We start from the raw sequence: 11649 nt of genomic DNA, 5'->3' as shown, positions 1-11649 counted from the left end.
CGTACAGGCTAACCTCGCCGGTTAAGGTTTAAAATTTTTGATAAGGGCTCAAAATGTTAGAAGCGTATCGTAAACATGTTGCAGAACGTGCAGCAGAAGGAATTGTTCCCAAACCTTTAAATGCGGAGCAGGTAGCGGCATTAGTTGAGTTGATAAAAAACCCTCCCCAAGGCGAGGAAGATTTCATTCTCGATTTATTGATCAACCGGGTTCCTGCGGGGGTCGATGAAGCGGCTTATGTCAAATCGGGTTTCTTAACCGCTATTGCCAAAGGCGAAGCCGTCTCACCTATTTTAGATGCGGCGAAGGCTACAGAATTATTGGGCACTATGCTGGGCGGCTATAACGTTGCGCCTCTGATCGAATTGCTTGACAGCGAATCGTTAGGTGCGATTGCTGCAAAAGCCTTGTCTCATACTTTATTAGTGTTCGATGCATTTCATGATGTCAAAGAAAAGGCCGATGCCGGGAATGCTTTTGCTCAGCAGGTTCTCCGCTCATGGGCCGAAGCAGAATGGTTTACCAGTAAACCGGTTATGCCTGAAAAATTGACCGTGACCGTTTTTAAAGTGGTGGGTGAGACCAATACAGACGATTTATCGCCGGCACCCGATGCCTGGTCCCGGCCTGATATTCCGTTGCATGCCAAAGCGATGTTGAAAATGCCCAGAGAGGGAATAACAAATGCTGAGCAGCAAATAGAAGATCTGAAGAAAAAAGGCTTTCCTGTGGCTTATGTGGGTGATGTCGTTGGCACGGGGTCCTCACGTAAATCGGCAACGAACTCGGTGTTGTGGTTTACCGGGCGCGATATACCTTGTGTACCCAACAAGCGTGAAGGCGGTGTGTGTATCGGTAGCAAAATTGCGCCGATATTTTTTAATACAATGGAAGATTCAGGCGCTTTGCCTTTTGAGTGCGATGTTTCAGGCATGAGCATGGGCGATGTGATCGATATTTTTCCCTATCAAGGGCTTGTTAAAAACCACGATTCAGATGAAATCATTGCCGAATTTTCTTTAAAAACGGATGTGATACTAGATGAAGTGCAGGCCGGTGGACGGATACCGTTGATTATAGGCAGAGGTTTGACTGATCGTGCACGCAAAGCGCTGGGACTTGAGCCTTCTAGCGTATTCAAGCGCCCGGCAGACCTTGCCGATTCGGGAAAAGGTTTTACTTTAGCTCAAAAAATAGTCGGACAAGCCTGTGGTGTTAAGGGAATTCGCCCCGGTACTTATTGTGAGCCGCACATGACAACGGTAGGCTCGCAGGACACAACCGGCCCCATGACTCGCGACGAACTCAAGGATCTGGCGTGTTTGGGTTTTTCTGCTGATCTGGTCTTGCAGTCTTTCTGTCACACAGCCGCTTATCCGAAACCGGTCGATGTCGAAATGCAGCATACTTTGCCCGATTTTATAATGAATCGCGGCGGTGTTTCACTGCGACCGGGAGACGGCATTATCCATTCATGGCTTAACCGCACGTTACTGCCAGATACGGTTGGAACCGGCGGTGACTCACACACCCGTTTCCCAATAGGGATATCTTTTCCAGCCGGATCCGGTTTGGTGGCTTTTGCTGCGGCTACCGGCGTGATGCCTCTGGATATGCCGGAATCGGTTTTAGTCCGTTTCAGCGGTGAAATGCAACCAGGCATTACTTTACGGGATTTGGTCAATGCCATTCCTTATGCGGCTATCCAAAAAGGCTTGTTAACGGTTGAGAAAAAAGGCAAGAAAAACGTGTTTTCCGGCCGTATTCTCGAAATCGAAGGCTTGCCCGACTTAAAGGTTGAACAAGCCTTCGAATTATCGGATGCTTCAGCGGAGCGCTCTGCGGGGGGCTGCACAATCCGTTTGAGTGAGGCCCCGATCAGAGAATATCTGAATTCCAACATCACTTTGTTGAAATGGATGATCGCGGAAGGTTATGGCGATACCCGGACGATTTCGAGACGAATTAACGCTATGGAAGAGTGGCTGGCTAATCCGGTTTTGCTGAAGCCTGATGCCGATGCCGAATATTTTGAAATCATCGACATCAATATGAGCGAAATCAAAGAGCCTTTGCTGGCGTGTCCCAATGATCCTGACGATGTTAAAACGCTATCCGATGTGGCGGGAACAAAAATTGACGAAGTGTTCGTTGGATCGTGTATGACCAACATTGGCCATTTCCGCGCGGCCGGCAAGTTATTGGATAACTATAAAGGCGAATTACCAACCCGGCTGTGGATGTCTCCACCTACCAAAATGGATCAGTCGCAATTGGTTGAGGAAGGTTATTACGGTATTTTCGGTCGTTCGGGTGCGAGGATGGAAATGCCGGGTTGCTCGTTATGTATGGGTAACCAGGCGCGCGTGGCCGATAATGCGACCGTAGTGTCAACATCGACACGCAATTTTCCTAATCGTTTGGGCAATGGTGCAAATGTTTATCTGGCTTCTGCAGAGCTCGCGTCAGTATGTTCGATTCTTGGCCGGATTCCCACTTTTGATGAGTATATGCAATACGCCATGCAAATCCAGCAAACGTCTGAGGATACCTATCGCTATTTAAATTTTGACAAGATCGATGATTATAAAAACAAGGCTGACGATGTCGCTTTAACTTCTTAGATTGTCTGTAAACAAAACAGCCGTAAGCCCGGTTTTGTGCCGGGCCTACGGCTGGTTTTGTTCTGATTAGGCTTTAGCCAATTCAGCTCGCATTTCGTCGATGATTTGTTTGTAATCGGGTTTTCCGAAAATCGCAGAACCGGCAACAAAAGTGTCTGCACCGGCTGCTTTAATTTCACGAATATTATCTACTTTGACGCCCCCATCAATTTCAAGGCGAATATCATAGCCGCTTTCATCAATTATTTTTCTCACTTGGCGCAGTTTGTCCAGAGCGGATGGAATAAATGACTGTCCGCCAAAGCCCGGGTTGACTGACATCAACAGAATCATATCCAGTTTGTCCATCACATAATCCAAATAATGCAAAGAGGTGCCTGGATTAAACACTAATCCGGCTTTGCAGCCATTGTCTCGGATTAATTGCAATGTTCTGTCAATATGAACAGAGGCTTCCGGGTGAAAAGTGATGAAGTTGGCGCCGGCTTTGGCAAAATCAGGAACAATACGGTCAACCGGTTCAATCATCAAATGAACATCGATAGGTGCTGTTACACCGTGTTTTCTCAGTGCCTCGCAAACTAAAGGGCCAATAGTGAGATTGGGGACAAAGTGATTATCCATTACGTCGAAATGGACTACATCGGCGCCTGCGGCCAATACGTTGTCAACTTCTTCGCCCAAACGTGCAAAATCGGCAGAGAGAATGGAGGGGGCAATCCAATTTTCTTTCATTATGTAATCCTCTGAATCGATAAATAAAAAATTATAACTTTTTTCAGCTTTTAAGGCATAAAAAAGGGCTCTTGTGTTTTACACAAGAGCCCTTTTGGTTCCCAAAAGACTTTTAGTTAAACAGGTGTAACATTGGCAGCGGTTAAGCCTTTTGGACCCGTTTCTATGTCAAACTTTACCGTTTGGCCTGGATTTAAAGTTTTAAATCCGTCACCTTGGATGACTGAATGGTGAACGAATACATCATCTTTGCCTTCTGAAGGCTCGATAAATCCAAAACCCTTTGTATTATTAAACCACTTTACAGTGCCTGTTGCCATTTGAAAAACTCCAACTAATAAAAACTATGTTTGACACAGAAGGATAACATTGACAACCCGAGACTGAAGGTTCGGTTTAACCCAATACTCACATTCTGATGGCCTCATTTTACTGCTAATAATGTAAACCTGTCATCTGCATATTTGATACAAGCCATCCAGGACCAACGAGTTAGGGCTAACCATGCCTATTACCACTCTGTTTTCAACAACAGGTGCTCTTACCAGGTTATAGGTGGCAAACAATCTTGAGCACAAGCGGATATCCATGTCAGGATGAACATGAATGACAGGACAGTTCATTATTTCGTAAACGTTGACCCGGTCCGGTGATTTATCCTTGGCAAGGACGTGCCGGGCAATGTCACCGGAGGTGATCAGGCCGTATTCATCCAGGTCATGGCGTTTGTTAACGATGAGCGTCGAGGTTTTTTCTTCTTTCATCATTTTCAGCGCGGCGCTGACGGTTGCGGCGCCATCAATCAGGGCGTAGCTGGTTTTCATGATATCCCTGACGCGTATTATTTTTGTGGTATCAATCATATTTCGTCTTCCAGTTCGTGAGTGAGTTCTTCAACCTGATGCATGACGCCAATGGCATCCTCTACATCGATTTTAAAGGCGATCCCGGTGCCTGAAGTGCTGTCAAATTCGGCAGCTTTGGCAATCTTTTCTAGAATATGACGGCTCAAATGCTCTTCGACCAGGAACATTAAAACATCTCTTTGCGTTTCGAGGGTCAGGCCGAAAAAGGTCTTGGATGTTTTAAGGCCTTCGCCACGGGCGTGATTGATGACCGTGGCACCTTTAGCGCCACTTTTACGAGCCGTATCAAGCACCAGGTCGGTCTTGGTGTCTTCTACAAATGCAATAATTAGTTTGAAACGCATGATTATTCTCACTATTTTGATGAATTACGGTATTTATTGAGCAGTTCTGCGATTTGGGCATAGGTGAGAACAGCAATAACTGCAAATAGACTGGCAAACGCGATTAAACCAAATCCGTCAATCAATGGATTACGGCCCGGGACTGTCGAAGCGAGACCAATTCCTAAAGCAGTAACCAGGGGAACCGTTACTGTTGATGTGGTTACGCCTCCTGAATCATAGGCTAGTCCGATTATCGGCTTTGGAGCTGATATGGTTTGAATAATGACGAGGATATAAGCGAAAATTATAAAATAATACAACTCACCTCCTGTAATGATACGGATTACGCCTAGCGTGATGCCTAAAGCGACGCCCAGCGATACTGCGATGCGTAAACCCCATGCTTGTATGGTTCCGCCCGAAATCTCTTCTGCTTTCATTGCAACTGCCATCAGGGAAGGTTCTGCCAGCGTTGTAGCAAATCCGATACTGGCGGCAAAGACATAAACCCAAGAATAATTTTGCCAGATAACAGATAGGCTATCAGCCGCTGTGCCAAGAAATTCAGGTGCGGTCAACTGTGTGGCCATGAGTTCGCCAAGCGGGAATAGCGCCATTTTAAGTCCATCCATGAAAAATGTGATCCCTATTAGTACATTGAAGAATCCTAATAACGTTTTAAATGGATGCGCCAGAGGCTTTCTAATTACAAGTAATTGAAAGCCGATAATGATTGCTGCGATCGGTAAAACGTTACGGCACGTTGTCAGCAAATCCCCGGCAAAATGAAATAGCCACTCGGTCATGCCACCATACCAAATGCTAATACAAAAATGATGGGGCTCAGGGAGGCAAAAGAAATTAAGCCAAAACCATCAGTCAACGGGTTACGGCCTTTGATAGAACTTGCTAAACCGACACCTAAGGCGGTTACTAAGGGTACCGTGATAGTGGAAGTTGCAACACCCCCTGAATCATAGGCTACCCCAATAATTTCCGGTGGGGCAAATGGAGTCATGATGATGACTATGCAATAACCGCTTATGATCAAATAATGTAAAGGCCAGCCCCGAATAATGCGGAGTACGCCAATCAAAATCGCAAAACCGACCGCAGTAGCAACTGTTAGTCTGAGGGCTAATGCATAGCTGATTCTGGCCTCGTCGGTATTGGCGATCATGTTACCTTTGCTTGCAATGTTGGCGGCCTCATTAGCTACAGCAATCAGGGCTGGTTCGGCAACGGTTGTGCCGAATCCCAGGCAAAATGAAAATAACAAAAGCCAGAACAAGCTGCCCTTGCGGGCAAATGCATAGGCCATGGCCTCGCCAATCGGGAACAAACTTTGTTCCAGTCCCAGCATGAAAAAAGTTAGTCCCAACACCACAAACAAAGAGCCGACAACCATGTTAATGATATCGGGAATGGGTTGCTGTATGACGGCCAACTGAAAGACCAGTACAACGACTAAAATGGGAGCCAGATCCAGAAAGCTGCTGATTATCTGTTTTACAAAACGACTAGTACGTAAAAACATGAACACTCCTTGACGATACCCGGATTGTATCTTAAAAAAAGACAGTAAATCCAGGTGCTTGACTTAGGCATGAGTTTTTATGAAGTAATGCGGGTCAGTTAATAAATAACTGATTAAATGGAGATTTATTGGAGATTGGGAATTGAAAGGGCCCGTTTTATGTCAGCAGTTTACAAATCGACCAATCTTTCGTTGATTGTTACAAGGAAAAAAAGGCGCATCCTTGCGCCATTAGGGTACATCAGTAAAGCAGGGGGACTTTACTGAGAATCAGGGGGTGACTCTAATTTCATTACTGAAGCCGGATTCTCCTGCTTTGTTGCACGCTGTTACCTTGTATCTGACGGTATAACCGGGATGAGATTCAGCAATATTATTTGTTGAGCTGGTTTTATAAGGGGTGGATGAATAGTTGCAGCTGACTGTCTTATTTCTTCTTGTTCCGGTCAATTGTTCAGTACAGCGAAAGACATTGTAAGTTGTAGCATTGTCAGAGGTATTCCAATTCAACTCGATAAGGGCTTGGCTGGTCTCTTTACCTTTATCAGTGACTGTTAATGTTTTTAAAACGGAACTGGTTAAATTTGACGGAGCATCCGGAGCCGCTAGCGAAGCAATCACTTGAATACTAATGGTTGCTGTTGCGCTGGCCCCAAAACTATCTGTTACATTAAAGCTAAACGTATCGGAACCACTGAAGCCTGAGGCAGGGTTGTAAATGACTTGTCCGTTTGCTTGCAAAGTAACTGAACCATTACCGGGGTTTTTAGTGATGGAAAAAGACAGTGGATCGTTATCAGCATCTGTTGCATTGTTAGCCAAATTGATAGTCAAAGCAGTATTGGCGTTAGTTGAATAGCTGCCGGCAAAGGCTTGGGGGGCATTATTGTTTTGGGTAATGGCGCTAGCTAAGCCTGATAAATCGGTTTCGTTACCATGAGCATCTCTGGCTTTGACTTTATAGCTGTAGCTATAACCTGCCATCAAATTAGTTGCAGAATAGCTTGGATTTGCTTGCCACTTACTGGTAACGCAACTGTTAGGGCCAGCGACACAGACAAATTGATATTCGACTGTTCCGGATGCATCGGTTGCGGTGATTGCTTTCATCGCAATCGTCGCTCTGTCAACGGCTTGAGGCGAAGACTCCCAGCCCATTGGATTGGGTGATGGAGGGGTGTTGTCAGTACTGGCAACCACGCTGCCGGAAATGAAATATTGGCCCAAGCTACCGTATTCGGAATAAGGCACCTTGATATTGCCTGTGCCGCGAACAGTTAGTAGGTATTTGCCGGCAGGGACTGTGACCTTAATAGTGGCATCTGTTTCATCAATGGGATCCACCTTTTGAATCAGTTGGCCAGTCCAGTTATAAAGTGCGGCTTCAATGTCTAAATTGGCGCCTCTTCTGGAGGTGCGATAAAACGCATCCCAAGCAGGGGTTACTGAAATTTCAATACTACCGGCACCGCTTTCGAACATGAATACATCAATATCGGCAGCTGTTTCAATCACACCTTTGTTGAAAGTATTTAAATTGCCAGGGTCGTTTTCAGGGTTGCTTGAAACGATTTTATTGGAAGCATCAACCTGTAAAGGCGTTGGATTTGCAAAGGTATTACCATGGTCATCACTTCTGGTTGTCAGGCGAGTGGTTAAAATACCGATATCGTCTTGAATTTGATTGGCACCTGTATATTCACCTTTACTCCATTGGGTAACGTTGTTGTAGTAGCCAACGCCCATAATGGGGGCCCATGATACAAAGCCTGAGCCATGGCCGGTGTAATAAGAAGAGGTCGATGTGCCATCATGCGACAATCCCATGTTATGCCCAAGTTCATGGGAAGCGGCTTCGGCGATGTAATTGGGGGCAGAGGCTAAATTATTGTAATAGACAAGAGCGGGAGAGTATTTGGTGTGATAATCGGTGCGTCCCCATACACTCACGTAAGCTACACCACCAGCAGTCGAGCTGGGCATGTTGACGTTATTCGCATCTACGTTGCGTGTAATCAGAACGTGGCCTACATTGGGTCCGAATGTTGAGGGCTTCTCAGTGGTAACATCAATATCGAAAGGCGCATAATCTTCAGCGACTCGATGCCATATTTCAGCGATTTGAGTGAGCTCGGTAGCTCCAAAGTTATTTGGATTGCCATCGGTATCAAACGGCCTTGCAATAAACGATTTCACACTGTAATTCCAGGCTGTTCCGGTAATGGTGTGGCCTTTAAAGTTTAAATAAACCTTGTTTTTTGCGCCTGGTTTGCTATGTAAAGTGAACGCTTGTATCGCATCGATCGCTTGAGGCGAATCAACTGGTTCAATTTCACCTGTAGTAATTTCTTCTAACTCGAAATCATCCGCATAAAGGATACCGCCTTCTCTGTCAATTTGTATGTGCTTGAGATCGTGCTCAGCGAAGGTAAAGTTATGCATCCATTTCATTGCACGGTCGCGTGATTTTTTGGGCAATTTGTTCAAGCGATTTTTAACTCGTCCTTCAGGCAAGTCTTTTAGTAAAAAAGGTGAGTTCAAACCGAATTGCCTCGCTTTGTTTCTTTTTAACTCTTTAGCGTCTACGTTAACGAAGCATAAGGTCATAAGGAGTGTGATGGTGATACTGATGATTTTGTTTGATAGTGTGTTCATAGTCTTTCCCCTACCTCTTGTAAGTGTTGAAAACAGTCTAGGGATTGAGGGCAGACTATTTTGAGCGGCAGTTCTCATGTGAAAATTTTTAGTGGGACTGACTTCTCACATTAAAAAAGCGATTAATTTTTATTTGAAGTGGTTCTCGCAAAAGGTTTTATATCTGCGCCGAGTTGAAATGAAGCTAAGCAGGCCCCATTAAGTTGCTAACGATAAGAATTCATTACTGAGGTAAAGAAAATGAGAATGGATAAATTAACCAGCAAATTTCAAATGGCTTTGGCTGATGCGCAGAGTCTTGCCGTAGGCAAAGACCATCAATTCATAGAGCCTGTGCATGTGATGCTGGCATTAATCAATCAGGAAGGCGGCAGCATTAAACCTTTATTGGCTCAGATCGGGGTCAATTCGAATACGATTCAGGCGGAATTAAAGAAGGAACTGGAGCGTATGCCTTCTGTTTCCGGCGTGGGTGGCGATGTTCAGATTTCCAATGAATTGTCACGATTACTGAATGTGACTGACAAACTGGCCCAAAAGAAGAACGACAAATTTATTTCCAGTGAGTTGTTCTTGCTCGCTGCTTGCGAGACAGAAGGTACATTAAAGGAAATACTTAAAAAAGCAGGTTTAACGAGAGCCTCGGCAGAAAATGCTGTTGAAAGTATTCGTGGTGGACAGTCTGTCAATGATGCCGGTGTTGAAGATCAGCGGCAGGCTTTAAATAAATACACCATCAATCTTACTGAGCGGGCTGAAAAAGGTAAGCTGGATCCGGTTATTGGTAGAGATGATGAAATTCGAAGAACTATTCAGGTTTTGCAACGCCGAACCAAAAACAATCCGGTTTTGATTGGTGAACCCGGTGTGGGTAAAACGGCAATTGTGGAAGGCTTGGCACAACGCATCGTCAATGGTGAAGTTCCCGAGGGTATCAAGGGTAAACAGGTATTGGCTTTGGACATGGCCGCGCTAATTGCGGGCGCAAAATTCAGAGGTGAATTTGAGGAACGCTTGAAAGCGGTTTTGAATGAACTGGCCAAACAGGAAGGTCAAGTCATTCTTTTTATTGACGAGCTGCATACTATGGTCGGCGCAGGAAAGGCCGAGGGCGCAATGGATGCGGGGAATATGTTGAAGCCGGCTTTGGCGCGTGGCGAGTTGCATTGTGTCGGCGCAACGACTCTGGATGAGTACCGGCACTATATTGAAAAAGATGCTGCATTGGAAAGACGTTTTCAAAAAGTATTGGTTGATGAACCGACGGTTGAAGACACTGTCGCTATTTTGCGCGGCCTGAAAGAAAAATATGAGGTCCATCATGGCGTGGATATCACCGATCCAGCCATAGTTGCGGCAGCAACTTTATCGTATCGCTATATCTCTGACCGGCAATTACCGGATAAGGCAATAGACTTGATCGATGAGGCGGCCAGCCGGATACGCATGGAAATTGATTCCAAGCCGGAAGCGATGGATAAACTGGATAGGCGGTTGATTCAGCAAAAAATAGAACGTGAAGCATTGAAAAATGAAACCGATGATGCGTCTAAAAAAAGGTTACTTATTTTAGAAGAGTCAATCGCCTCGTTAGAAAAAGAATATTCGGATCTTGAAGAGATTTGGAAGGCAGAAAAAGCAGCCTTACAAGGTACGGCCGCAATCAAGGAGAAGCTTGAGAAAGCCCGCCTGGATCTGGAAGTTGCGAGTCGCGCCAATGATTTGACGCGGATGTCTGAATTACAATATGGCCTTATTCCTTCGTTGGTCAAAGAGCTTGATTTAGCCTCTCAGGCCGAGATGCAGGATATGCGATTGTTGCGTAATAAAGTGACTGAAGAAGAAATCGCCGAGGTGGTCTCGAAGTGGACGGGCATCCCTGTTTCCAAAATGATGGAGGGCGAGCGGGATAAATTGCTGCGGATGGAGGAAGCACTGGGACGGCGCGTTGTGGGTCAGACAGAAGCACTTAAAGCGGTAAGTAATGCTATTCGCAGATCAAGGGCGGGTTTATCAGATCCTAATCGTCCGAATGGGTCGTTCTTGTTTTTAGGCCCTACCGGCGTCGGTAAAACAGAGCTTTGTAAGGCTTTGGCCGAGTTTTTATTTGATACCGTCGATGCGATGGTCCGTATAGACATGTCGGAATTTATGGAGAAACATTCTGTTGCCCGCCTGATTGGTGCACCTCCCGGTTATGTGGGTTATGAAGAGGGCGGCTATTTGACTGAAGCGGTCAGGCGAAAACCGTATTCGGTGATTTTGCTGGATGAAGTTGAAAAAGCGCATCCCGATGTATTTAACGTCTTGTTGCAGGTACTGGATGATGGTCGCTTAACGGATGGTCAAGGCCGTACGGTAGATTTTCGCAACACAGTTATCGTAATGACCTCGAATTTGGGCTCTGACCGCATTCAGGAGATGGCCGGAGAGAGTAACTACAATATGATGAAGTCCGCTGTCATGGCAACCGTTGGGTTGCATTTCAGACCCGAGTTTCTGAATCGTATTGATGAAGTGGTGGTTTTTCATCCCTTGGGGAGAGATCAAATTAAAGCAATTGGCAGCATTCAACTTGAGTTTTTACGCCAACGGCTTTTGGAACGTGGCATTGATCTTTCATTGTCCGAGCAGGCTATGGATAAGTTGGCTGAGGCGGGATATGACCCTGTTTATGGGGCAAGACCGTTGAAAAGAGCCATTCAGCAACAGATGGAAAATCCTTTGGCCCAGGAAATTCTGGGCGGGAAATTTGTAGCCGGAGATACCGTGGTTGTTGGTGTTGAGAATGACATGATGGTGTTTACAAAAACTTCATAAAAAAATGACGAATTTTTCCAGAACACCTAGATAAATAGCTGAATCAATAAAAAGGGGATTATTTCCCCTTTTTATTTTCGGCGTTA

Annotated in this window: 9 protein-coding genes; 2 read left to right on the top strand and 7 right to left on the bottom strand. The window is 45.4% G+C overall.

The genetic code is table 11. The annotated features are described in order from the left end of the window. Positions 1–53 precede the first annotated feature (53 nt). Positions 54–2624 carry a bifunctional aconitate hydratase 2/2-methylisocitrate dehydratase gene (gene acnB, locus GO003_RS01760; protein WP_159652106.1) on the top strand — a complete coding sequence of 857 codons (2571 nt, stop codon included), beginning with the start codon at positions 54–56 and terminating at the stop codon, positions 2622–2624. 66 nt (positions 2625–2690) lie between these two features. On the opposite strand, the gene rpe is transcribed toward acnB, so the two are convergent. From rpe to GO003_RS01725, 7 genes are all read right to left on the bottom strand, one after another. After that, a complete protein-coding gene (gene rpe / locus GO003_RS01755) occupies positions 2691–3359 on the bottom strand; it encodes a ribulose-phosphate 3-epimerase (protein WP_159652108.1) in 669 nt (222 codons plus the stop codon). Positions 3360–3475: 116 nt separating this feature from the next. Beyond that, a complete protein-coding gene (locus GO003_RS01750; RefSeq protein WP_159652110.1) occupies positions 3476–3679 on the bottom strand; it encodes a cold-shock protein in 204 nt (67 codons plus the stop codon). A gap of 132 nt (positions 3680–3811) precedes the next feature. Further along, positions 3812–4222 (bottom strand): CBS domain-containing protein, encoded by a 411-nt coding sequence (locus GO003_RS01745; RefSeq protein WP_206444570.1) that lies wholly within the window; start codon positions 4220–4222, stop codon positions 3812–3814. Next, positions 4219–4569, bottom strand: coding sequence for a P-II family nitrogen regulator (locus GO003_RS01740; RefSeq protein WP_159652112.1), 351 nt, complete (start codon positions 4567–4569; stop codon positions 4219–4221). Before GO003_RS01740 ends, GO003_RS01745 begins: the two co-directional genes overlap by 4 nt. An 11-nt stretch (positions 4570–4580) precedes the next feature. Continuing rightward, entirely contained in the window at positions 4581–5357 is a 777-nt protein-coding gene (locus GO003_RS01735) for a DUF1538 domain-containing protein (protein ID WP_159652114.1), read from the bottom strand. Then, positions 5354–6088: a DUF1538 domain-containing protein gene (locus GO003_RS01730; RefSeq protein WP_159652116.1), complete on the bottom strand. Its 735-nt coding sequence runs from the start codon at positions 6086–6088 to the stop codon at positions 5354–5356. Before GO003_RS01730 ends, GO003_RS01735 begins: the two co-directional genes overlap by 4 nt. A gap of 270 nt (positions 6089–6358) precedes the next feature. Further along, positions 6359–8743, bottom strand: a complete 2385-nt coding sequence (locus GO003_RS01725; RefSeq protein WP_159652118.1) for an Ig-like domain-containing protein — start codon at positions 8741–8743, stop codon at positions 6359–6361. A gap of 240 nt (positions 8744–8983) precedes the next feature. On the opposite strand from GO003_RS01725, the gene clpB reads away from it, so the two are divergent. Continuing rightward, the gene (gene clpB / locus GO003_RS01720; RefSeq protein WP_159652120.1) at positions 8984–11563 is read left to right on the top strand and encodes an ATP-dependent chaperone ClpB; all 2580 of its coding nucleotides are present in this window, start codon (positions 8984–8986) and stop codon (positions 11561–11563) included. Positions 11564–11649: the final 86 nt, after the last annotated feature.

Origin of the sequence: Methylicorpusculum oleiharenae, assembly GCF_009828925.2 — a bacterium.
GTDB classification, from domain to species: Bacteria; Pseudomonadota; Gammaproteobacteria; order Methylococcales; family Methylomonadaceae; genus Methylicorpusculum; species Methylicorpusculum oleiharenae.
This window is presented reverse-complemented; position numbering and strand designations above follow the sequence as displayed.

What these genes read in the sequence shown, in the direction of transcription:
- GO003_RS01745 (WP_206444570.1), bottom strand. Translation starts at nt 4,222, where the DNA reads ATGATTGATACCACAAAAATAATACGCGTCAGGGATATCATGAAAACC.
- clpB (WP_159652120.1), top strand. Translation starts at nt 8,984, where the DNA reads ATGAGAATGGATAAATTAACCAGCAAATTTCAAATGGCTTTGGCTGAT.
- acnB (WP_159652106.1), top strand. Translation starts at nt 54, where the DNA reads ATGTTAGAAGCGTATCGTAAACATGTTGCAGAACGTGCAGCAGAAGGA.
- GO003_RS01725 (WP_159652118.1), bottom strand. Translation starts at nt 8,743, where the DNA reads ATGAACACACTATCAAACAAAATCATCAGTATCACCATCACACTCCTT.
- GO003_RS01750 (WP_159652110.1), bottom strand. Translation starts at nt 3,679, where the DNA reads ATGGCAACAGGCACTGTAAAGTGGTTTAATAATACAAAGGGTTTTGGA.
- GO003_RS01740 (WP_159652112.1), bottom strand. Translation starts at nt 4,569, where the DNA reads ATGCGTTTCAAACTAATTATTGCATTTGTAGAAGACACCAAGACCGAC.
- rpe (WP_159652108.1), bottom strand. Translation starts at nt 3,359, where the DNA reads ATGAAAGAAAATTGGATTGCCCCCTCCATTCTCTCTGCCGATTTTGCA.
- GO003_RS01735 (WP_159652114.1), bottom strand. Translation starts at nt 5,357, where the DNA reads ATGACCGAGTGGCTATTTCATTTTGCCGGGGATTTGCTGACAACGTGC.
- GO003_RS01730 (WP_159652116.1), bottom strand. Translation starts at nt 6,088, where the DNA reads ATGTTTTTACGTACTAGTCGTTTTGTAAAACAGATAATCAGCAGCTTT.